At 69.6% G+C, this 21,623-nt stretch carries 18 protein-coding genes and 8 pseudogenes; 16 read left to right on the plus strand and 10 right to left on the minus strand.

The annotated features are described in order from the left end of the window. Positions 1 to 45: 45 nt before the first annotated feature. Positions 46 to 252: pseudogene (locus ACZ5SK_RS43510) on the minus strand (helix-turn-helix domain-containing protein); the annotation flags it as partial. Positions 253 to 431: 179 nt separating this feature from the next. Between ACZ5SK_RS43510 and ACZ5SK_RS43515 the strand changes: the two are divergent. The 6 genes from ACZ5SK_RS43515 to ACZ5SK_RS43540 all read left to right on the plus strand — a co-directional run bounded on the left by ACZ5SK_RS43515 (position 432) and on the right by ACZ5SK_RS43540 (position 5,452). Then, positions 432 to 1,415 (plus strand): aldo/keto reductase, encoded by a 984-nt coding sequence (locus ACZ5SK_RS43515; RefSeq protein ID WP_334581637.1) that lies wholly within the window; start codon positions 432 to 434, stop codon positions 1,413 to 1,415. Between the two features lie 108 nt (positions 1,416 to 1,523). Beyond that, the gene (locus ACZ5SK_RS43520; protein ID WP_334583745.1) at positions 1,524 to 1,937 is read left to right on the plus strand and encodes a (R)-mandelonitrile lyase; all 414 of its coding nucleotides are present in this window, start codon (positions 1,524 to 1,526) and stop codon (positions 1,935 to 1,937) included. Between the two features lie 27 nt (positions 1,938 to 1,964). After that, positions 1,965 to 2,933 carry an aldo/keto reductase gene (locus ACZ5SK_RS43525; RefSeq protein ID WP_334581636.1) on the plus strand — a complete coding sequence of 323 codons (969 nt, stop codon included), beginning with the start codon at positions 1,965 to 1,967 and terminating at the stop codon, positions 2,931 to 2,933. A 50-nt stretch (positions 2,934 to 2,983) separates the two neighbouring features. Continuing rightward, positions 2,984 to 4,018 carry a zinc-binding dehydrogenase gene (locus tag ACZ5SK_RS43530; protein ID WP_334581635.1) on the plus strand — a complete coding sequence of 345 codons (1,035 nt, stop codon included), beginning with the start codon at positions 2,984 to 2,986 and terminating at the stop codon, positions 4,016 to 4,018. A 115-nt stretch (positions 4,019 to 4,133) separates the two neighbouring features. Continuing rightward, complete coding sequence (locus tag ACZ5SK_RS43535) at positions 4,134 to 4,508, plus strand: DUF2255 family protein (RefSeq protein ID WP_334581634.1); 375 nt, start codon at positions 4,134 to 4,136, stop codon at positions 4,506 to 4,508. 50 nt (positions 4,509 to 4,558) lie between these two features. Then, positions 4,559 to 5,452 carry an aldo/keto reductase gene (locus tag ACZ5SK_RS43540; RefSeq protein WP_334581633.1) on the plus strand — a complete coding sequence of 298 codons (894 nt, stop codon included), beginning with the start codon at positions 4,559 to 4,561 and terminating at the stop codon, positions 5,450 to 5,452. Positions 5,453 to 5,495: 43 nt separating this feature from the next. Here ACZ5SK_RS43540 and ACZ5SK_RS43545 read toward each other — a convergent pair whose 3' ends face one another. Next, positions 5,496 to 6,380 carry a helix-turn-helix transcriptional regulator gene (locus tag ACZ5SK_RS43545; RefSeq protein ID WP_334581632.1) on the minus strand — a complete coding sequence of 295 codons (885 nt, stop codon included), beginning with the start codon at positions 6,378 to 6,380 and terminating at the stop codon, positions 5,496 to 5,498. Positions 6,381 to 6,555: 175 nt separating this feature from the next. On the opposite strand from ACZ5SK_RS43545, the pseudogene ACZ5SK_RS43550 reads away from it, so the two are divergent. From ACZ5SK_RS43550 to ACZ5SK_RS43570, 5 genes and pseudogenes are all read left to right on the plus strand, one after another. Further along, a pseudogene (locus ACZ5SK_RS43550) lies at positions 6,556 to 7,955 on the plus strand (MFS transporter). 34 nt (positions 7,956 to 7,989) lie between these two features. Next, positions 7,990 to 8,373, plus strand: a complete 384-nt coding sequence (locus ACZ5SK_RS43555; RefSeq protein ID WP_334581630.1) for a DUF2255 family protein — start codon at positions 7,990 to 7,992, stop codon at positions 8,371 to 8,373. A gap of 76 nt (positions 8,374 to 8,449) precedes the next feature. Beyond that, the gene (locus ACZ5SK_RS43560; protein ID WP_334581628.1) at positions 8,450 to 9,505 is read left to right on the plus strand and encodes an NAD(P)-dependent alcohol dehydrogenase; all 1,056 of its coding nucleotides are present in this window, start codon (positions 8,450 to 8,452) and stop codon (positions 9,503 to 9,505) included. Then, positions 9,502 to 10,171, plus strand: a pseudogene (locus tag ACZ5SK_RS43565) (SDR family NAD(P)-dependent oxidoreductase). The gene ACZ5SK_RS43560 and the pseudogene ACZ5SK_RS43565 overlap by 4 nt, the downstream one beginning before the upstream one ends. An 18-nt stretch (positions 10,172 to 10,189) precedes the next feature. Beyond that, a complete protein-coding gene (locus tag ACZ5SK_RS43570) occupies positions 10,190 to 11,776 on the plus strand; it encodes a Na+/H+ antiporter (RefSeq protein WP_334581627.1) in 1,587 nt (528 codons plus the stop codon). 10 nt (positions 11,777 to 11,786) lie between these two features. On the opposite strand, the gene ACZ5SK_RS43575 is transcribed toward ACZ5SK_RS43570, so the two are convergent. The 6 genes and pseudogenes from ACZ5SK_RS43575 to ACZ5SK_RS43600 all read right to left on the minus strand — a co-directional run bounded on the left by ACZ5SK_RS43575 (position 11,787) and on the right by ACZ5SK_RS43600 (position 16,108). Beyond that, positions 11,787 to 12,233: a hypothetical protein gene (locus tag ACZ5SK_RS43575; protein WP_334581626.1), complete on the minus strand. Its 447-nt coding sequence runs from the start codon at positions 12,231 to 12,233 to the stop codon at positions 11,787 to 11,789. Positions 12,234 to 12,274: 41 nt separating this feature from the next. Continuing rightward, positions 12,275 to 13,348: an NAD(+)/NADH kinase gene (locus ACZ5SK_RS43580; RefSeq protein ID WP_334581624.1), complete on the minus strand. Its 1,074-nt coding sequence runs from the start codon at positions 13,346 to 13,348 to the stop codon at positions 12,275 to 12,277. 21 nt (positions 13,349 to 13,369) lie between these two features. Beyond that, positions 13,370 to 13,753, minus strand: coding sequence for a nuclear transport factor 2 family protein (locus tag ACZ5SK_RS43585; protein WP_334581623.1), 384 nt, complete (start codon positions 13,751 to 13,753; stop codon positions 13,370 to 13,372). Beyond that, a pseudogene (locus ACZ5SK_RS43590) lies at positions 13,671 to 14,171 on the minus strand (MFS transporter); the annotation flags it as partial. The gene ACZ5SK_RS43585 and the pseudogene ACZ5SK_RS43590, both read right to left, overlap by 83 nt. 105 nt (positions 14,172 to 14,276) lie before the next feature. Then, positions 14,277 to 14,945 carry an MFS transporter gene (locus ACZ5SK_RS43595; RefSeq protein ID WP_334581622.1) on the minus strand — a complete coding sequence of 223 codons (669 nt, stop codon included), beginning with the start codon at positions 14,943 to 14,945 and terminating at the stop codon, positions 14,277 to 14,279. Positions 14,946 to 15,178: 233 nt separating this feature from the next. After that, on the minus strand, positions 15,179 to 16,108 hold the full coding sequence (locus ACZ5SK_RS43600) for an alpha/beta hydrolase (RefSeq protein ID WP_334581621.1): 930 nt from the start codon (positions 16,106 to 16,108) through the stop codon (positions 15,179 to 15,181). 152 nt (positions 16,109 to 16,260) lie between these two features. Between ACZ5SK_RS43600 and ACZ5SK_RS43605 the strand changes: the two genes are divergently transcribed. Further along, entirely contained in the window at positions 16,261 to 17,169 is a 909-nt protein-coding gene (locus ACZ5SK_RS43605) for a helix-turn-helix transcriptional regulator (protein ID WP_334581619.1), read from the plus strand. A gap of 187 nt (positions 17,170 to 17,356) precedes the next feature. On the opposite strand, the pseudogene ACZ5SK_RS43610 reads toward ACZ5SK_RS43605, so the two are convergent. Further along, positions 17,357 to 17,767: pseudogene (locus tag ACZ5SK_RS43610) on the minus strand (zinc-binding dehydrogenase); the annotation flags it as partial. A 49-nt stretch (positions 17,768 to 17,816) separates the two neighbouring features. Continuing rightward, positions 17,817 to 18,416, minus strand: a pseudogene (locus ACZ5SK_RS43615) (aldo/keto reductase); the annotation flags it as partial. Positions 18,417 to 18,784: 368 nt separating this feature from the next. Here ACZ5SK_RS43615 and ACZ5SK_RS43620 point away from each other — a divergent pair. The 4 genes and pseudogenes from ACZ5SK_RS43620 (at position 18,785) to ACZ5SK_RS43635 (ending at position 21,520) form a co-directional block, all read left to right on the plus strand. Further along, complete coding sequence (locus ACZ5SK_RS43620) at positions 18,785 to 19,684, plus strand: helix-turn-helix transcriptional regulator (protein WP_334581618.1); 900 nt, start codon at positions 18,785 to 18,787, stop codon at positions 19,682 to 19,684. A gap of 229 nt (positions 19,685 to 19,913) precedes the next feature. Next, positions 19,914 to 20,633: pseudogene (locus ACZ5SK_RS43625) on the plus strand (FAD:protein FMN transferase); the annotation flags it as partial. 95 nt (positions 20,634 to 20,728) lie between these two features. Then, positions 20,729 to 20,803, plus strand: a pseudogene (locus tag ACZ5SK_RS43630) (hypothetical protein); the annotation flags it as partial. 174 nt (positions 20,804 to 20,977) lie between these two features. Beyond that, on the plus strand, positions 20,978 to 21,520 hold the full coding sequence (locus ACZ5SK_RS43635) for an MmyB family transcriptional regulator (protein ID WP_334583743.1): 543 nt from the start codon (positions 20,978 to 20,980) through the stop codon (positions 21,518 to 21,520). Positions 21,521 to 21,623: the final 103 nt, after the last annotated feature.

The raw sequence follows: 21,623 nt of genomic DNA on the forward strand, positions 1-21,623 counted from the left end.
CCTCGCCTCCCACGAGGTCGAGCCCGGCAAGCTCGTCCACCGTGCTTCGGGCGCAGAACGCGCGGCCAGGGGCGCGAGGCTGCGCAGATGCTCGTGTTCCTCCTCCCTCAACTGCATGGCGCGGGCCAGCGCGTCCACGACGGACGGGCTCGGCCGGATCTCCTTGCCGCGCTCCATGCGGGTGTAGTAGTCGATGCTGATACCGGCCAGGGTGGCCAGTTCGATACCGTCCAGTTTGCGGACCCCTTGACCTGTGCGGGCACGTGAGGGGCCCTGTCACACCCCGGGACGCCACTCCCCGGCACGGCGCGGCCTGCCACCGGACGCCCGGGACCCTCACTCTGGAAGGGGCTGAAGATCGATCTTTTCTGTCCGCGGTCTCCGGCCCCGTCAAGATCAACCCGGCGGACACTCGCCAAACGGAGCACACCATGAAGCACATAGAGCTCGGCGATCTGGACGTCTCGCGGATCGGCATGGGCGCGATGCCGATCAACGCGCTCTACACGGGCGCGAACGCGGACGATGAGGAAGGCATCCGCGCCATCCACCGCGCCCTCGACCTGGGCGTCAACTTCATCGACACGGCCGAGGCGTACGGCCCGTTCCTCAACGAGGAGCTGGTCGGCAGGGCCCTCAAGGGCCGCCGCGAGCAGGTGGTCCTGGCCACGAAGTTCGGATTCGTCTCACACACGGGCCGCAAGACCGGTCTGGACAGCAGCCCGGACAACGTGAAGCTCGCGGTGGAGGGCTCGCTCAAGCGCCTCGGAACCGACTACGTCGACCTGCTCTACCAGCACCGCGTCGACCCGACCGTGCCGATCGAGGAGACCGTCGGGGCCATGGCCGAGCTGGTGCGGGAGGGCAAGGTCCGCGCACTCGGTCTGTCCGAGGCCGGCCCGGGCACCATTCGCCGCGCCCACGCCACGCACCCCCTCACCGCGGTACAGACCGAGTACTCCCTGTGGTTCCGTGAGCCGGAGCAGGAGATCTTCCCCGTGACGCGCGAACTGGGCATCGGCTTCGTGCCGTGGGCCCCGCTCGGACACGGCTTCCTGGCAGGCGGTTTCCGCACCACCGACTGGTTCGACCCCGAGGTCGACCTGCGTGCGACGATGCCGCGCTTCAACGACTCCCAGCTCTTCCAGCAGAACCTGCACATCGCCGACGAGGTCAAGGCCATCGCCGACGAGGTCGGCGTCACCCCGGGACAGCTGTGCCTCGCCTGGCTGATCGCCCAGGGTGACGACGTCGTCCCGATCCCAGGCTCCCGGCGCGTGGCCCACGTCGAGGAGAACACCTCGGCCCACGACATCCAGCTGTCCGCCGACGTGCTACGGAAGCTCGATGACCTCACCCCGGCCGTCGGCGACCGCCTCGGCAAGGACCACATGGACATGATCGACCACAACTGACCGTACGCCGGATGGCCTGCCGTCGTGAGCGCGATCTCCCGGCTCTGGGAGATCGTCGAGACTCGGGTCACCGGCTACGACCGAACAACGGCAGCAAGGAACAGCACCGTGGAAATCCTCAAGCGACAGCCCACCAGCAAGGCCCCGGCAGACTGGTTCACCGGTGACGTGTGGTGGGACGTCGTCTACGCAGGGCAGGAGCCGTCCCACGCCCGCCTCAACCTCGTTCGTTTCGCGCCCTGCGCCCGCACCGACTGGCACTCCCACGCCCTCGGCCAGACCCTGCACATCGTCTCCGGCGTCGCCCTGATCGGCAGCCGCGACGGCACGGTCATCGAGGCCCACCCGGGCGACACGGTCTACACGCCGCCGGGCGAGGAGCACTGGCACGGTGCCGCTCCGGACGCCTTCATGGAACACCTCGCCCTGTGGGAAGGCCGCGGCGACGGCACCCCGGAGACGAACTGGCTGGAGAAGGTCAGCGACGAGGAGTACGCGCGGCCGCGCCGCAGCACCCGCTGAACGCCCGCCCCGGAGGGGAGAAGAAACATGCGCACCACGACGCTCGGCAGCAAGGGACCGGACGTCGGTGTCATCGGCCTGGGCTGCATGGGCATGTCGTACGGCTGCGACATGGGCACCCGGCGGGACGAGGACGCGTCCATCGCGGTGATTCACCAGGCACTCGATCCGGGGATGACGTTCCTCGACACCGCGGATGTGTACGGGCCGCAAGCGAACGAGGAGCTGGTCGGGCGCGCGCTGGCCGGCGGCCGTCGCGAGCGGGCGGTGCCGGCCACAAAGGCCGGCGTGGTCCACGGAGGCTCAGCAGGCTCGTCGCGTCCGATGCCGAACGGCAGCCCCGACCACATCCGTCGCTCGATCGACGACAGCCTGCGCCGTCTCGGTACTGATCATGTCGACCTGTTCTACCTGCACCGCGTCGACCCGGAGGTGCCGATCGAGGAGAGCGTCGGCGCACTGTCCGAGACCGTGGCTGCGGGCAAGGCGCGTCACATCGGCCTGTCCGAGGTGACCGTCGAGCAGATCAAGCGAGCCCAGTCCGTCCACCCGATCACGGCCGTGCAGTCGGAGCTGTCGCTGTGGACCCGGGACTGGATGCGGGAAGTACTGCCTTACCGCCAGGAACAGGGCATCGCCTTCGTCCCCTGCTCGCCGCTCGGCAAGGGCTTCCTGACCGGCCGCTTCACCTCCTTCGACGACCTGCGGCAGGACGACTTCCGCCGCGGTCCGGCCCGCTTCCAGCAGGACGCGCTGCGGCAGAACCTCGCCGTCGCCGTCACGGTCAAGCAGATCGCCGAACGTCTCGGGGCTACACCGGCACAGGTCGCGCTGGCCTGGGTGCCGGCCCATGGCGAGTACGTCGTTCCCATCCCCGGCACCAAGACCCCGAAGTACCTGCCCGACAACGCCGGCGGGGCGGACGTCGAGCTGACCTGGGGCGACCTCGCCGAGCTTGAAGCGCTGCCCGTCCCGACAGGCGGCCGCTACTTCTGAGGCCCAGTACTGATACATCGTCAACTCGCCATTGTGCAAAGGAAGATCTCATGCGAGCAGCAGTGATGTACGGCGCCGGTGACGTCCGTGTGGAGAACGTCCCCGACCCCAAGATCCAGAACCCGACCGACGCCGTGGTCCGCGTCGTCCGCTCCTGCGTCTGCGGCAGCGACCTATGGCCGTACGCCCAGATGCCCGCCACCGTCGAAGGGCGCCGCATGGGCCACGAGTTTCTCGGCGTGGTGGAGGACGTCGGCGCGGAGGTGTCCGGGCTGCGGTCCGGTGACCTGGTGGTCGCGCCCTTCGTCTGGGCGGACAACACCTGCGACTTCTGCCGTGAGGGTCTGCAGACCTCCTGTCGCCACGGCGGCCAGTGGGGCCCGAACGGCGTCGACGGCGGCCAGGGCGAGGCAGTCCGTGTTCCGCAGGCCCAGGGCACGCTGGTCAAGCTGCCGGTCGGCGAGGACTCCACACTGCTGCCTTCCCTCCTCACCCTCTCCGACGTGTACTGCACCGGCCACCACGGCGCGGTGACCTCCCAGGTCGGCCCCGGAAAGTCCGTCACGGTCATCGGCGACGGAGCGGTCGGCCTGTGCGCAGTGGTTGCCGCCAAGCGGCTCGGCGCCGAACAGATCATCCTCATGGGCCGGCATCAGGACCGCACGGACCTCGGCCGGGACTTCGGAGCCACCGATGTCGTCGCCGAACGCGGCGAGGAAGGCGTCGAGCGCGTCCGGGACCTCACTGGTGGCGACGGCACCCACGCGGTCATCGAGGCCGTCGGCACCGAGCAGACGATGGGGACGGCACTCGGCGTCGTCCGCCACGGAGGCGTCATCAGCCGTCTCGGGGTCGCCCAGTACACCTCAGTCCCGCTGGGCTTCGACACCATGATGGGCAACATCACCGTCACCGGCGGCGCCGCCCCGGCCCGCGCCTACATCGAGGAACTCCTCACCGACATCCTCGACGGCACCGTCCGGCCGGGCCGGGTCTTCAACCACTCCGTCGGATTCGAAGGCATCCCCGACGGCTACCGCGCGATGGCCGACCGCACCGCGCTGAAGGTCCTCATCCAGCCCTGACCACGGGTGGTCGGCTCAAACGGCGCGACACTCCCCATCACTCGGTGGATGCGAGCCGGCCGCATTCTTCGCCCGCCCACCGCCCGTAACCCACGCCGCAAGGAGCGTCCACCCAATGACAGCCTGGACCGAAGACGAACTCGATCGCGTCGGGGGCGCGGAGGAACTGCGGATCGCGTCCCTGCGTGGGAACGGCGCACTCGGCAGCCGGCGCACCATCTGGGTGGTCCGCGACAGCGACGACATCTACGTGCGCTCCGTCAACGGGCCCGGCTGCGGCTGGTATCGCGGCACCCTCCGCCAGAAGGGCCGGATCCGGGCCGGAGGCGTGGAGAAGGACATCACCTTCGTCGACGCGGACCCGTCCCCCAACAACCGGTTGGACGCCGCCTACCGCAGCAAGTACGGCCGTTACGCCGACTACATCATCAAGGCCATCACCAGCCCCGAAGCGAGTTCCACCACGATGCGGCTCAAGCCGCGCGCGTAGTGGACCACATACCGACGAGTCACGTACCGACGAGACAGGAACCACCAGCCATGACGACCCCCGCACCCCTGCTGAAGCTGAACAACGGCGTCGAGATGCCCGCCCTCGGTCTCGGCGTGTACCAGAGTCCCCCTGAGCAGACCGTCCCGGCCGTCGAGGCCGCACTCAAGGACGGCTACCGGCTGATCGACACCGCCGCCGCCTACGGCAACGAGAAGGAGGTCGGCGAGGGCATTCGCCGCTCCGGCATCGACCGTGGTGACGTCTTCGTGACCACCAAGCTCTGGCTGGACGACTACGGCTACGACTCGGCCCTGCGTGCCTTCGACACCAGCCTCGCCAAACTCGGCCTGGATTATCTCGACCTGTACTTGTTGCACCAGCCCGTTCCGCTCGATCCGGAGCCGTGGGTGGCCGCGTACAAGGCCGCCGAGAAGCTGCTGGTCGACGGCCGGGTGCGGGCGATCGGCGTTTCCAACCACACGCCCGGTCTGCTGCGCACGCTGATGGACCGCACCGAGGTGGTGCCCGCGGTCAATCAGGTCGAGCTGCACCCGTACTTCATCCAGCGCGAACTACGCGCAGTGCACACCGAGTTCGGCATCATCACCCAGTCCTGGTCGCCCATCGGCGGGATCACCCGCTACTGGCAGCACGCCCCGAACGGCGGCCGGAGCGCTCTGGCGGAGTCGGTCGTCACCGAACTCGCCGCCAAGTACGGCAGGACGGCGGCCCAGGTCGTGCTTCGCTGGCACATCGAGCACGGCCTCTGCGCGATCCCCAAGTCGGTCAAGGCCCACCGCATCACGGAAAACTTCGGTGTCTTCGACTTCGCGCTCACCCCCGATGAGGTGGCCGCCATCGACGCGCTCGACACTGGACTGCGCAGCGGACCCGACCCGGAGAACATCAAGCTCGACTCGTTCGGACGCCGCACTCGGTAAGTCCACCCCTCCACTGACGAGGGTCAGCGCAGACGCCAACCAACTACGGCAACGTCGGCGACTTCTCCGCGAGGGGCATGTCGAGGAGGACCAGCTTGTCGTGGTCGGGCGTGCCGGGTTCGGCGTAGTAGGCGATGAACCGCTGCCCCGGGGTGCCCTCGACCAGCATGGACTGGTAGCCAGGCGTGACGTCGCCGACCTCGGGATGGTGGAAGGTCTTGCTGCCGTGGGTGTGCCAGCGCACGTCGTAGCGCTCCCACAGGTCGGTGAACTCCGGGCTCTTGGAAAGAAGTTCGCCGACCAGCTGGGCCAGGTCGGGAGCGTCCGGCTCGATGCCGGCCAGGGCGCGCAGCCGGCCGACGCAGGCCCGAATCTGCTCGTCCCAGTCGCTGAAGAGGTCGCGGGCCTGCGGGTGAAGGAACACGTAACTCACCACGTTGCGCTTGCTCGCAGGCCAGTCGCCCATACCCGCGAACAGACGCAGCCCGCTCGGGTTGCAGGCGATGATGTCCATCGTCCGGCTGATCACGTACGCCGGGAAGGGCCGCAGGTTGTCCAACAGGAGCTGTACCCCCGGGCTTACGGCGCGGTCGAGCTCGCCGGGGGACTCCGGTACGGCGTTGCGTGCGGCGCGCGCAACGAGGTCGCGCAGGTGCTCGTGCTCGGCCTCGCCCAGCTGCAGGGAACGGGCGAGGGCGTCGATCACGGACTGGCTGGGGTTGCACTCCTTGCCGCGTTCCAGGCGCGTGTAGTAGTCGATGCTGACCCCCGCCAGGGTGGCCAGCTCCTCGCGACGCAGGCCGGGGGTGCGGCGCAGGCCGGGCCCGACGGGCATTCCCGCCTCTTCGGGTGTTACCCGCGTGCGGTGGGCGCGCAGGAAGCGCCCCAGTTCCGTGCCGCCGCTGCCGCCCTGCCGCTCACGTGCCATGCCCCCAGTGTTGCAGGTCGCCTGTGGCGCGCCTGTGAACAGTCGGAACAGAACGTGGGGGGCCCTGACACACCCCGGAACGCCGCTCCCCGGCACAGCGCGGCCTGCCGCCCATCGCGCGTTGCGAGCAGGCTGGATACCGCCGGAACCCACCCCATTCACTGGAGAGACACCCGTGTCCAGTCCCGTCACGCCCACTCGGCCATCAGCCGGCGCCAAGAGGAGCCGTCCAGGCGGTGCCGATGCCCGCTGGGCACTGGCGGCCGCGCTGCTCGGCTTCTTCGTGATGACGCTCGACGCCCTGATCGTCAACGTCGCGCTGCCCGAGATCGGCCGCGGCTTCAATACCGGCATCACCGGGCTGCAGTGGGTCGTCGACGGCTACACCCTGATGTTCGCCGCGCTGCTGCTGTCCGCCGGGTCGATCGCCGACCGGATCGGCGCGCGGCAGGCGTTCGGCGGCGGGCTGGCCCTGTTCACCGCCGCCTCGGTGGTCTGCGGCCTGGCTCCCGGCCTGGGCGTGCTGGTCGCGGCGAGGCTGGTGCAGGGCGCGGGGGCCGCGGTGATCGTGCCGCCTCACTGGCCCTGATCCGCGAGGCGTACCCGGACTCCGCCAGGCGGGCCCGGGCGATCTCGCTGTGGGCGCTGGGCGGCTCGGTCGGGTCGGCCGCCGGTCCGGTGGCCGGTGGCGTACTGAGCCTGGTCAGCTGGCGGATGATCTTCTTCGTCAACGTGCCGGTGGGCCTGCTGGCGCTGTTCCTGCTGTCCCGGACTCGCCGTTCCCCGCGCCGCGCGGGCACCCCGTTCGACTGGACCGGGCAGGTGGCCGCGGTGGCGGCGATGGGTGGCCTGACGTACGCCGCGATCGAGGCAGGCGCTGCCGGCCTCACCGCTCCCCGGGTCCTGATCGCGCTGGTGGTCGCCGTGATCGCGGGTGCGGTGTTCGTGGCCGCGCAGGCCTTCGGCCGGCACCCGATGGTGCCGCTGCCCCTGCTCCGCGAACGCACGATGGTGATCTCGGCATCGGTCGGCTTCGCCCTCAACGTCGGCTTCTACGGCATGATCTTCCTGCTCAGCCTGTACCTCCAGCAGGAACACGGCCTGTCGCCGCTGGCCACCGGTCTCGCCTTCGTACCGATGACCCTGCTGACCGCTTTCGTCAGCCCCACGGCCGCCTGGTTCGCCCGGAAGTTCGGCCCACGCATGCCCATCATCACCGGTCAGCTCGCGATGGCCGGCGGCCTCGTCCTGCTGTGCCTTCCCCAGGCGTCAGCGCCGACCTGGCTCATGATGCTGCTGATGATCCCCGTCGGTACGGGCGGCTCCCTCGCCGTGCCCGCGGTGACGTCTTTGCTGCTCGACCGCGTCCCGGCCGAACGTGCGGGCACCGCCAGCGGTGTCCTGAACACCTCGCGCCAGCTGGGCGGCGCCCTCGCGGTGGCGGTCTTCGGTGCCCTGGTCGCCCAGCACGCGACCTTCTTCCACGGGTTGCGTTCCAGCCTCCTGACCGCCGCGGTTCTCGTCCTGATCTCCGCGGCCGCCAGCCTGCTGCTGCGGCCCGCCCCGCAGCAGTGAGCGCCCTCCCGGAACCACGCAAGGAGTACCACCCATGACCACCACGACGACCTGGACGGACGACGAACTCGACAGCGTCGAGCACGCCGAGGAACTCGACGTCGCGTCCCTGCGTCTCAGCGGCACACTGAGCAGTTGGCGCACCATCTGGGTGGTTCGCGTCGGCGACCACATCTACGTCCGTTCCGTGTACGGCCCCGGCTCCGCCTGGTACCGCGGCACCCGCGCCCGCCAGGAGGGACGCATCAAGGCCGGCGGTGTCACCAAGGACGTCACCTTTGTCGATGCCGACGAAGAGATCAACGAGGCCGTCGACGCCGAATACCGTCGCAAGTACGCGCACTACGCCGCGTCCATCATCCAGGCCGTCACCAGCGACGAAGCGAGGTCGACGACCACGCGGCTCGTCCCGCGCTGATCACCGGTCTCTGCGGACTCCGGCTGCCGGGGCCCGGCCGCCGGACTTGGGAAACATCCGACCCCACAGGAGAACTGTGCTTACCGCAAACGCGTACGCCACCACGTCCGCGACCGAACCGCTCACCCCGATGACGATCGAGCGACGCGAGGTCGGCCCGCGGGATGTCCTCATCGACATCGCGTACTGCGGCATCTGCCACACGGACATCCACTGGGTCCGCGGCGACTGGGGCACCAACGACTACCCCGTCGTCCCCGGCCACGAGATCGCCGGCGTCGTCACGGAGGTCGGCTCCGACGTGTCGAAGTACGCCGTCGGCGACCGGGTGGGCGTCGGCTGCATGGTCAACTCCTGCCGGGAGTGCGGGCCGTGCCGGGCCGGCGAGGAGCAGTACTGCACGAACGGCACCGTCCTCACCTACGGTTCCGTCGACCGCGACGGCACCCTCACACAGGGCGGCTACTCCACCCACGTGGTCGTCGACCAGGACTTCGTGCTCAGGATTCCCGAGGGCATCGGGCTCGACGAGGCCGCCCCGCTGATGTGCGCCGGCGTGACGACGTACTCGCCTCTCAAGCGCTGGGGCGCCGGCGAGGGCAAGAGGGTCGCCGTCATCGGCCTGGGCGGCCTCGGCCATGTGGCCGTGAAGATCGCGAAGGCGATGGGCGCGGAGGTGACCGTCCTGTCACGCACGCCGGCGAAGAAGGACGACGGCCTGAGCCTGGGCGCGGACCACTACCACGCCACCAACGATCCGGCCACATTCGAGCAGCTGGCGGGCACCTTCGACCTGATCGTCAACACGGTCAGCGCCGAACTCGACGTCGACGCCTTCATGTCGCTGCTCGCTGTGAACGGCACCCTCGCCATCGTCGGCGCCACGCCGAAGTACTCGCTCAACCGCTCCAGTCTGGTCCGCAACCAGCGCGCCTTCGCCGGTTCACAGATCGGCGGCATCCCGGCCACCCAGGAGATGCTGGACTTCTGCGCCGAGCACGGGGTCGGCGCGCAGGTGGAGGTCATCTCCGCCGAGCAGATCAACGAGGCGTACGACCGCGTCCTCGCCTCGGACGTGCGCTACCGCTTCGTCATCGACACCGCCACCCTCTCGGACGTGAACGCGTCATGACCACCGTCTCCGTCATGGGAGCCGGCACCGGCCTCGGGGCCGCCGTCGCCCGCCGGTTCGGGCTGCGAGGGTCACGAGATCGCTCTCGTCGCCCGCGACCAGGCCCGGCTCGACACCCTCGCGGCGGAACTCGCCGGCGAGGGCGTCACAGCGCGCGGTTTCTCCGCCGACGTGCACGAGACCAAGTCCCTCGAGGCCGCGCTGGACGCTGCGCACGCCGCGCTCGGCCCGATCGAGATCCCGCAGTACAGCCCGGTCCATCGCGCGGACTTCATGCGGCCGGTGCTGGAGACCACACCGGCGGACCTGACCGGAGGACCCGTGGAGTTCTCCCTGTACGGCCCGGTCGCCGCCGTCCAGGAGGTGCTGCCGGACATGCGCGCCCTGGGCCGCGGCACGATCCCGTTCGTCAACGGCGGCACCGCGGTGGTCCCACATCCCGAGCGGGCGGGCACGTCGATCGCCTTCGCCGCGCAGAGCGCATACGGCCGTCTGCTGCCCCACACGCTTGCCACCGAGGGCATCCATGTCGGCCAACTGGTCATCCCCGGTGCGATCATCCCCGGGCACCACCGGAAGGACCCGCCCGTGCTCGCGGAGACGCTGTGGTCCCTGCACGTCGACCGCGACGGCTTCCGCCACTTCGCCGACGATCTCGATTCCTGAACCGACGGGGGACACACCGTGCTTGGCCTCGAACTCATCGTGGTCCTGGGCCTGGCCCTCCTGCTCGGGGAGGGCATCGGGCACCGCCTGCGCCTCGCGCCGCCTGTGCTGCTGCTCGTCATCGGTGCGCTGCTGGGCTTCGTCCCCGCACTGCGCGAGGTCCACCTGCCGCCGGAGGCCATGCTCCTGGTGTTCCTCCCGGCGCTGCTGTACTGGGAGAGTCTGACCACCTCGCTACGGGAGATCCGCCGCGACCTGCGCGGCATCATCCTGCTCAGCACCACTCTGGTGATCGCCACTGCCGGCGCCGTCGCCGTCGTGGCACACTCCCTGGGGCTCAGCTGGGGCCCTGCCTGGGTGCTGGGCGCGGCTGTCGCTCCGACCGACGCCACCGCCGTCGGCGTCCTCGCCAAGGCACTGCCCCGCCGCAACGTCACCCTGCTGCGTGCCGAGAGCCTGATCAACGACGGCACCGCGCTCGTCGTCTACGGGCTCGCCGTCGGCGTCACGGTGGGCGACGAACACTTCACCGCCCCGCACGTCACCTGGCTGTTCCTGGTCTCCTACGTCGGCGGATCGGCGGCCGGAGCGCTCACGGCCTGGCTCGGCATCCGCGTGCGCCGCGTCTTCGACAACCCATTGCTGGGGAACGTGGCCGCCCTCATGACGCCGTTCACGGCCTTCCTCCTGGCCGAGCTGATCCACGCCTCCGGTGTGCTCGCCGTCGTGGTCGCCGGGTTGATCATGAGTCAGGCGAGCCCGCGGCTGGTCGGGGCGGCGACCCGCCGTCAGGGCGAAGAGTTCTGGTCGCTGGCCACCTTCGTGCTCAACGGAGCCCTCTTCGTCCTGGTCGGCCTCGAGGCGCAGTCCGCCGTACGCAGCCTGAACGGTGACGACCTCACCCATGCGCTGATCGCGGTCGGGGCCGTCTCCGCGGTGGTCGTCGCAGCGCGCTTCGTCTTCCTGTTCACCGTGGTGTACCTGATCCGCCTGGTGGATCGCCGCCCGCAGCAGCGTCTGCGGCGTATGAACCACCGCGCCCGCGTGGTCAGTGCCATGTCCGGCTTCCGCGGCGCCGTGTCGCTGGCGGTCGCCCTGTCGGTGCCGACCGTTCTGGACTCGGGGGCGCCGTTCCCCGACCGGGACATGATCGTCTTCGTCACTTCGGGTGTCATCGTCACGACCCTCGTGGTGCAGGGTCTGCTCCTGCCGGGCGTGGTCCGCTGGGCACGTCTTCCCCGTGACACCTCCGTGGAGGAGGAGCGGTTCCTCGCGGAAACCACGGCCACCGAGGAAGCCCTCAAGGCACTTCCGCAGGTCGCAGCCGGGCTCGGCACCGACCCGGCGGTCGCGGAACGCATGCGCCAGGAGTACGAGACCCACCTGCAGTTCCTGCGTGCGAGCGGCGGGGAGACCGAGGACGAGGAAGTGCTGCGCCACGACCAGCACTACACCGCGCTGCGTCTTGAACTCCTCGCCCGCAAACGCGCCGCCGTCCTGCGCCTGCGTGACGAGCACGCGATCGACGACACCGTGCTGCGCCAGGTGCAGCGGCGCCTGGACATCGAGGAGGTACGCCTGTCCCGGCGGCCGCCGGCCGAGTGACCCTTCCGGGTCACCGTGCCGCTTCGGCCTTGATTCGATCGAGGGCGTCGTTGAAGCCGTCGGGCGTGCCGCTGGACCCCGCCACGCGGGAGACCCGCACCTCGTGGATGTCCTTGCCGACGACGATGTCTCCGATCGCCTCGGCAAAGCGGCGCTGGTAGTCGAGCGAAGTCGGGTCCGTCGCGTTCGGGGTGACCTCGGCATCGGTGATCACATCGTGGTCGAGAGTGACCGCGACGTCGATGCTGGAGGGCAGGCTGCCGTACCAGCCTGTCGCACGGTAGGTGCCGTCGGTGTAGCCCGGGTTCCGGGTGGACGCCGAGGGAGACGACGAGGCTGAGGCTCGTTGCGAGCCGGCGCCGTCCTGCTCATCCGCGGCGGAGCAACCGGCGACGGCTGCGGAGACGGAGGCTCCGAGCATCGTGGCGGTCGCGATCTTCCTGTTCAGGGCGGGCATGGAGGGTTGTTCTCCCTGGGTGAGGTTGGATTTCGAAGCGATCACAGAGCGGGGGAATGGCCGTCCGGGGCCGTCAGCAGCTTCAGATGGGCGAGGTCACCGGGCGGAGGTGTGGTCACCGACCAGAGCGGCGCCGGCGATCCGTCGGCGACCGCGGCCGGTGCGTCAGTCAGATTCATCCGCTCGCGCAGACGACCGTAGAAGTCCATCGGCCCCAGCCGTACGGCCCGCAGCCGGCGCGGAGCGGCGTACACGCCGATCCAGTCCCCCGGGTCGAGCACGCCGCGCAATTGACCGTCGATGCTGACCGCGGCCTGCCCTGACCGTTCCAGGACGCGCAGCCCAACGGGCTCGTCGGGGGCCGTGACGACCGACCGGTCGAACGCCATGTGCGGGGCGACTGGAGTGAAGACGAGTGCCTCCGCACGGGGTGAGACGACGGGTCCACCGGCGGCGAAGCTGTAGGCGGTCGATCCGGTCGGCGTGGCCACCAGCAGCGCGTCGGCCGAGTAGGAGGCGAGGAGTCTGCCGGAGACGTAGACCCCGACCGACACCTGGCGGTCCCTGGCCAGCTTCTCCAAGACGATGTCGTTGAGCGCTGTGACGTCCAGGGGGATGCCCCACTCGTCGTCGGTCTCGCAGTCGGAACGTACCTGGGGAGGAGGCAGAAGCGGTCCGCGGCCGTACTCAATCAGGGCTTCCATGCCCGCCGGCACCTCCAGTCGACGGGAGGCACGGAGGGTGAGCAGCATACGGCTGTCGACATTGAGACGGTCCTCGCGCACCGCGTCCAGCGCCGAGCGCACTTCGGAGGCGGACACCTCCGTCAAGAAGCCGACCCGCCCCAGGTCGACCCCCAGCACGAGGGCGTCGTTGGCGGCAGCCAGCCGGGCACCGCGCAGAAAGGTGCCGTCTCCACCCAGGGTCACGACGAGATCAGGATCGCCCGCGGCCTCGACCTCCTCCCGGGCGCTGTGCCGGCCGCCGTCGTGCCACACGTCGATGTCCGCGCACCGCACGGCGTGCTCCTGGCACCAGTCCCGGACCACACCGGCGGCTGCCACGGCCTCCGCGCGCCCGCCGTGTACGACCAGGCCGAGCCGTTTCACTGTCACATCTGCCTCCAGAACGCGATGTCACCAGGTCGTGGCGACGGTGCGGAGCGTGGCCCACGTGTCGCCTTCGCGGGCGTAGTCGGTGGCCAGTTGCAGCCGCCAGTTCGCGCGGGTGCCGTACACCGTCGCATCGGTGACGGTGCGAACGACAAGCCTGGCCGTGTCGCCCTCGATGTCGAGGGTCATGCTCTTCTCATCGATCGTGTGGTAGATGAACCGGCCTTCCCGCATCTGCGACAGCCACTCCTCCTTCGGCTGCACGTATCCGGTCATGTGGGTGAGGGTGAAGCCGCCGTCGAGCAGGTCGTCCAGCGCCTTGGTATCACCCTGGTCCATGGCTTTCACATAGGCGCGGTGAGCATCGAGGATGTCCTCGTGGGCGCTCTGCTCGGCTGACGGCTGCACGATGGCTCCTGTTGTTGCGGGGGACCTGGACGGGGACGTGCTCCCAAAGGCGTGCCGGGGTATGAGAAGCGTGTGGGCGGCGCGCTGGCCGTCGCGGCAGTACGGAGGTCAGCGACGGGACCGCGAGAGCGCCGCCCGCTCCGACCGGGACCATGAGCAGGGCCATCAACCAAGTTGCCGTCGTCGATGGCAGGGCACACAGCACGACCAGGCCCACGGCCATGAGAAACAGTCCGCCTGCCAGCGGCACACGGGTGCCGCACGTCTCGGCCGCTCGGGTGGCGACCAGGTTCATGAAGGCGGTCACGATGGTCGTCGGCAGGAACGCGAGGCCTGTTCCGAGGGACGTCAGGCTCCGCAGCTCCTGGAAGTACAGGCTGAGGAGGAAGACGAGGCCGTAGAAGGCGACGGTGAAGGCGAAGGCCGCCCAGCAGCGGAATGACGACGTTCCGGGAGCGGAACAGGTCCAACGGGACCATCGGGTGGGCTCCGCGCTTCTGCGCGGTGAGGACGGCCAGTGCGATCACCGCCACCGTGAGGGCGGCCAGAACACGCGGTGTGCGCCGAAACCGTCGGCGCCCGCCTCGATCACGCCGTACGTCAGGCCCCCCATGGCCGGCACGCCGACCGGCAGGTTGATGAAGAAGATCGTCCGCCGGCTCAGCTCGGTGAGGAAGCCACCGAGCACAGGTCCGGCGGCCGAGGCGACCGCGCCGCCCATCGCCCAGACGGAGATCGCGCGAGCCCGCTTGGCCGAGTCCTGGTACGCCTCACGGATCAGCGCCATGGAAGCCGGAAGCATCACCGCCGCGCCCAGTCCCTGCACCAGCCGCGCGCCGACCAGCCCGCCCAGGCCAGGCGCGAACCCACAGGCCGCCGAGGTGACGATGAACAGCGTGAACCCGCCCGCGTACGCCTGGCGTGCGCCGGTCCGGTCGGACAGCGCCCCGGAGGACAGCAGGAGCGCCGCGAACATCAGCGTGTAGCCGTCCATGACCCACTGCAGGCCGGTGACGCCGCCGCCGAGATCGTTCTGGATCGACGGCAGTGCGACATTGACGACCAGGGCGTCGAGAGTGATGACGAAGAAGCCGAGAACGGCCGCCGTCAACGCGGCGGTCGGCGATCCCGAGCCTCGTTCCCCGGCTGCGGTGCCGACCGGTTTCCCGGCGGGTGTCAGCGGAACGGGCATGAGGCGTTCTCCTGAGGGACGGGTATCTGCGACGTGATCCACCTTGCTGGCCGCAGGCGCCGGGTGGCAGGCCGTGTTGTTCGGGGGTGTGACAGGGCCCCCCACCGGATGTCTTCCGTATGTGGGGGGCGAATCACCGGTGTGCGGCCGTACCTGCTGGTGCGAGGGCGGGGGTGCGACGGCGGCAGCCAGGCTGGCGTCGCGGGGTGCCGCCTCTCACGTGGCAGTGTGCCTCAGCCCTGGGCAGAGTCCTGTGCGGCGAGGTTCTCCGTGAAGAACGGGGTGGCTTCCTCGATGGCACGGTCGACGTACTTGGGCACGTCGTAGAAGTCCATGTGGGCGCCGCCCTCGACGACGACGAGCTTCTTGGAGCTGCGGGCGCGGCCGTGGAGTTCGATGGACATCCACAGTGAGCCCGCGTCGCTGCCGGCGATGACGAGGAGCGGTTGGGTGAGCAGGTCCTCGACCATGTGGAAGGCGTCGAAGGTGAAGAGGCGGGAGACGCTCTTGGTGAACAGGAACTTGTTCTTGGCGTTCGGGTGCTGGGCGCGCGGGGTGAGGTAGTAGTCGTGGGCCTCGACCAGGTCGCGCGGCGTGTTCTCGTCCGGCTCGGCCGGAACGTAGGGGAGGTAGGCGGTCTCGGCGCCCAGCACCTCGGCGGTGCGCTGCTGGGCGACAGCCTCGAGGGTGGGCACGGCGGCGGCATCGGAGTCGGTGCCGTACCAGCCGCGGCGGAAGGAGGTGCCGATGTTGACGGCGCTGACCGTGGTGACCGCCTTGATGCGGTAGTCGGTCATCGCGGCGTTGACCGTGTAGCCGCCACCGGCACAGATCCCGAGCGCGCCGATGCGCTCGGTGTCGACGTAGTCGAGCGACTGGAGGTAGTCCACCGCGGCACGCACGTCGTCGACGCGGGCGTAGGGGTCCTCGAGGTGGTGCGGCTCGCCGCCGCTGTCACCCTGGAAGGAGGCGTCGAAGGCGAGCGCGACGAAGCCCTGCTCGGCCAGCTTGCTCGCGTACAGACCGGAGGCCTGCTCCTTCACGCCGCCGCCGGGGTGAGCGGTGATGACCGCGGCATAGCTGCCCTGGGGGTCGAAGCCGACGGGGAGGTAGAGGTTGCCGGCCATGGTGATCGTGCCGTTGGGGAAGGTGATGGCTTCCATCGGTGGTCCCTGGTGTTGTGGTGGTGCACTCGACCGGTCGGTCCGAGCGACACCACCCACACTGAGCGGTTTCTCGTGGGCGTGGGAGACGCTGCCTATAGGGGTACCAGCAGCCTCTGCCTCGGAGGGGAGAGCGGGCCTAGCCTGGCGTCATGGAGATTGCCCAGGACATCAAGCACTTCCTGATGACACGCCGAGCGAAGATCACCCCCGCTCAGGTGGGCCTGCCGACGAGCTCACGTCGTCGCGTCACAGGCTTGCGCCGTGAGGAGGTCGCGGTCCTGGCAGGCGTGAGCCCCGAGTACTACATCCAGATCGAGCGCGGGGACATCGCCGGCGTGTCCGAGCAGGTCCTGCTCGCGATCGCCAACGCATTGCAGCTGGACGAGGCGGAGACGACGCACCTGTTCGATCTCGCCCGGGCTGTCACCGGGAAGTCCGAAAAGCGGGCGACACAAAAGCGTCCGTCCTTCCAGCAGGTCCCACAAGGTGTTCAGGCACTCATGGACGCGATGGTCACCGCCCCGGCGCTCGTGCAGAACGGTCACCTCGACATCGTCGGAGCCAACGCACTGGGCCGGGCCCTGTATGCGGGCGTCTACGAGCGAGCAACCGGGCGGCCGAACCTGGCCAGGTTCGTCTTCCTGAACGACCGTGCCGAGGACGTGTTCCCGGAGCGGGAGAAGGTGGCCGACGTGGTCGTTGCGCTGCTGCGCGTCGAAGCGACGCGCTCGCCCTACTCCAAGGCGGTCACCGGGCTCATCGGGGAACTGGCCACCCGCAGTACGGAGTTCCGCACCCGCTGGGCCGCACACGACGTACAGGCCCACCGGCGCGGCACCAAGCAGTTCCGCCATCCCTTGGTCGGCGACCTGACCCTCGCCTTCGAAGCCCTGGAGATCGCCGGCACCACCGGTCTGACGCTGATCGGCTACACCGCGGAACCCGGCTCGGCCTCCCACGAGGCCCTCCAACTGCTGGCCAGCTGGACTGCAACCGGACAGGAAGCGACCGCTCCCCAGCGAGCCGACAGCGCGGCGCCGTCCCCTCGGACGGAGTAGCCGCGCCCTGCGGTAGGACGCACAACTCAGCGGGTTGGACAGCGTGTTCGGACCAACCAACGAGCCGGTATCGGCGTGGCTTCTCACAGCACAGCGGAAACCGGCCCACCGGGCGCCGGCCCTGGGCTCACGACGCGCTCAAGCGGCCGGGACCAAACGGTCAAGGAACGGTCAAGGGCAGGGTTGCTCAGGGGTGGACGAGGACCTTCAGGGCTTCGCGGTCGGCCATGGCTCGGTAGCCGTCGGGGACTTCGTCGAGGCCGACAGTGCGGTTGAACACCCGGCCGGGCTCGATCTTCCCTTCCAGGACATCGGGCAGCAGCTCCTCGATGTACGTGCGGGCCGGCGCCACACCACCGGTGAGGGTGATGTTGCCCATGAACTCCGCGAATCCCAGAGGCACCTGGTCGTACTGCGGCGCACCGACCCGGCTGACGGTGCCGCCCGCGCGGACCGCGCCGATCGACATCCGGTACGCCGGCAGCGTGCCGACACACTCCCGCACGGTATGGGTGCCGGCGCCGCCGGTCAGCTCCCCAACGCGCTCGATGCCTTCCTCGCCCCGCTCGGCGACGACATCGGTGGGCCGCCACGATCTCTGCCATGGCGCCCCAGGTCTCCTCGACGGGCACTGCGGGGTCGACCCGGTGCAGCTGATAGAGATCGACACGGTCGGTGCCGAGCCGACGCAGGCTCTCGTCGATGGATTTGCGTATGTGCTCGGGTCGGCCGTTGTTCGCGTATGAGGGGGTGTCACCGGGACCGCCGATCGGGTCGTCCACAGCGAGGCCGACCTTGGTGGCCAGCACGGCCCGGTCGCGGTAACCGCCCGAAAGCGCCCGCCCGACCGGTTCCTCGTTGGTGTACGGCCCGTACACATCGGCGGTGTCTATCAGCGTTGCGCCCAGGTCGAATGCCTGGCGGATCACCGCGACCGACGTCTCGTGGTCACGCGGGGTTTTCAGGCCATAGCCATGGGTCATAGCCACGGGCCATAGCCATGGGTCATCCCCATGCACCCCACGCCGATTACGCCGACCTCGGGTCCCATGGTGCCGAGTGTGGTGGTGCGCATGCTGTCTGTTCCTCTCGGGTCGTGTCGGTTGATGGCAACTGGAAGCGGACTTCGCCTGGCACGCCCCCGTCGGTGCCGTCCTGCCCCCGCTTCGGCTCCGGCTCCGGCTCCCGGGCAGCTGGGCGGCGTTCAGCCGAAGGCCGCCCAGCGCCCCATGGCCGTGACGGCTCATCCACCAGGGGCGGCCCGTGTGTCGCGTGGATGTCTTGCGTCGCGTGCATGTACTGAGGCACGCATCTCCGGTTGCCGGGTCGGAGGCGGACCATTCGCCCTCGCGTTCCTCGCATCACAGGGTGACTATGAGCGGGCGTGACCTTTGTCCGGACCGCCAGGTCAGCGCGAAGCGTGGCGGCGTACCGAGCCACTACGGACAGATCGCCCCGGCTCGCCAAAGGGGAAGGAAGTATTCCACGCCCCTAGGCTTGCCCCGCGAGGGCACGTCCTGGCAGGCCGTGCTGTGCCGGGGAGTGGTGTTCCGGGGTGTGACAGGGCCCCCCACACGCCCGCCATGCAAGTGCCGGCGGCCCCACACTGGAGGTCATGACACGTGAGCAGACCACCGGCGGTGGCACCGAGCTGGGGCGCTTCCTGCGCGCCCGCCGCGCCCGGGTTACCCCCGCCGAGGCCGGCCTCCCGACCGGCTCCGGGCTGCGCCGCACGCCCGGGCTGCGGCGCGAGGAGTTGGCCACACTTGCCGGGATCAGTATCGACTACTACTCGCGCCTGGAACGCGGCAAGGAGACCCGTCCCAGCATCTCCGTCATCGATGCCCTCGCCCGCGCCCTTTTCCTGGAGGAAGAGGAACACCAACACCTGCGGAGCCTCGCCTCTCTCGCCGCCCGCAGCGCACCCGAGCCGCCGACCTCGCCGAGCCGCGCCGTGCGGCCCGGTGTCAGCTTGCTGCTGGGGAGCCTGCGGCCCAACGCCGCCTACGTGGTCAGCCGCACCACCGACCTGCTCGCCTGGAATCCCGGCGGGCTCGGCCTGTTCGCCGGGATGACGGACTGGCCGGCCAAGCAGCGCAACATCGCCCGCTACGCCTTCCTCCACCCCGCGGCCCGCGAACTCTTCGACGACTGGGAGAGTTCGTTGCGTGGTTGCGTCGCCCGCCTGCGCGCGCTGGCCGGAACCGACCCGGACGCCCCCGATCTGGCCGCTCTCGTCGGCGAACTCCTCCTCAAGAGCCCGGAGTTCGCCCGCCTGTGGGAGCGCTACGACATCCGGGGGCACGCCAACGGCCGCAAGACCTACAACCACCCCGAGGTCGGCACCCTTACTCTCGCCTACCAGTCCATGCAACTGGAAGGCACCCCGGGCCACCGCCTCGTCACGTACTACGCGGAACCCGGCACCCCCGAGCACGACACGTTGGTGCTCCTCGACATGGCCGCACACGAGCCGTCTTCGCCGGCGGTGGAGCCTGTGGAGAAGCGGGCGTGACAGGCCGAGCCGCCCGCCCGGGTGCAATGTCTTGGGCAGCAGATGGGAAGAAGGCCGGCTGATCGGCCGCCGAAGCACCCATGGTCACCCTGGCCAGGACGCCGCCCCTTCTCGCCGCCTCTGGGAGCCACGTTGTCTCTACCCGGGGGGCCCTGTCACACCCCGGAACGCCACTCCCCGGAACAGCGCGGTCTGCCGTACCGCGCGCGTGGCCAGCAGCCTGATTACTGTGAATCACGACAAGCTGGCGACCAGCGACTCTTCAAGCCCGGCCGAGCCGTACGGACCGGACAAGGGGGCCTGCCAGTTCACCTTCGACGCCATCGGCACCCGTTGGCAGATCGACAGCGAAGAATCGTTGAGCAGCGATCTGCGCGACCACATCCTCGACCGGATCCGGCGGTTCGACACCACGTACTCCCGCTTCCGGCCCGATTCTCTCGTGTCCCAGATCTCCATTGCCCCTGACGGGGGCCGGTTTCGGTTCCCCGAGGACTCGCTCGCCCTCTTCGACCTCTACGACCACCTCCACGCGGCCACCCAAGGGGCTGTGGATCCGCTCGTCGGCCGCCAACTCGAGCTCCTCGGCTACGACGCCATGTACTCGCTCGTACCCGCCCCCGACGCGGTATGGGCCGAGGAGCGGGCCCGGGGGCGGGCGACCTGGGCGGCCGATGTAGTCAGGGACGGCACGACACTGGTCACCCGTCGCCCGCTGGTGATCGATGCTGGAGCAGCGGGCAAGGGTTACCTGGTCGACATCGTCTCGGCGATCCTCCAGGAGGCCGGAATCGCCCGGTTCGTCGTCGACGCCGGCGGCGACCTCCTCCATACCGGCCGGCACGGTATCCGGGTCGGTCTGGAGCACCCCTTCGATGCACGACGCGTGATCGGCGTGGCGCGCCTGGAGGGCCGCGCGCTCTGCGCCTCGGGCACCACCCGCCGGGCCTGGGGCGACGGGCTGCACCACGTCCTCGACGCCCGGACCGGCCTCCCCACCCGAGAATCGGCCTGCGCCGCACACCCGGGCTGCGCCGCGAGGAACTGGCCACGCTCGCCGGGGTCAGCGTCGAGTACTACACGCGCCTGGAGCAGGGCAGGGAAGTACACCCGAGCGCCTCTGTCATTGACGCCCTCGCACGTGCCCTCCACCTGGGTGAACACGCGCACGAACATCTGCGCGAGCTCGCTATGCGCGCCGCGCTCCCCGACGCTCTCGGGTCCGCTCGAGCAGACGGCGCCGCCACCGCACCCCAGGAGTCGACCGCGCCGAGCCGGGCCGTACAACCCGGCGTGAAGCTGCTGCTGGAGGCCCTGCGGCCCAATCCCGCGTATGTCGTCAACCGCACCATGGACGTACTCGCCTGCAACCCGAGCTGTCTGCGGCTGTTCGCCGGACTGGACGAGTGGCCTGCCAAGAAGCGCAACTTCGTGCGCTACCTCTTCCTCCACCCCCAGGCCCCGAAGCTGTTCGACAGGTGGGACGAGCAGATCCTCGTGTGCCCCGGCCGCCTCCGCGCCCTGGCCGGCACCGCCCCCAAGACCCCCGACCTTGTCCCGCTCGTCGACGAACTCCTGCTGAACAGCCGGGAGTTCACCCGGCTGTGGGAACGCTACGACGTGAAGCCGCACGCCCATGGTCGCAAGACCTTCCACCACCCGGACGTCGGTGACCTCACCCTCGGCTACCAGTCCCTGCCGCTGGAAGGCACCCCTGGCCACCGCCTGGTCGCCTATTACGCCGGCCCCCAAACCTCCGAGCGCGACGCTATGGTCCTGCTCGACAGACCCACGGACCCACACAATTCGCAGTCCCCTGCCGGCCACCACCGCTGACCCACGTCGAGCAGCGTTACGGGTACCGAGCTCCTCGATCGGCGGCATGTGTACGTTCCGTGTACCTGGCCAACCTCGTCTCGGAAGCCGGACGTGCGTACCG

Source organism: Streptomyces sp. NPDC031474, assembly GCF_055581185.1.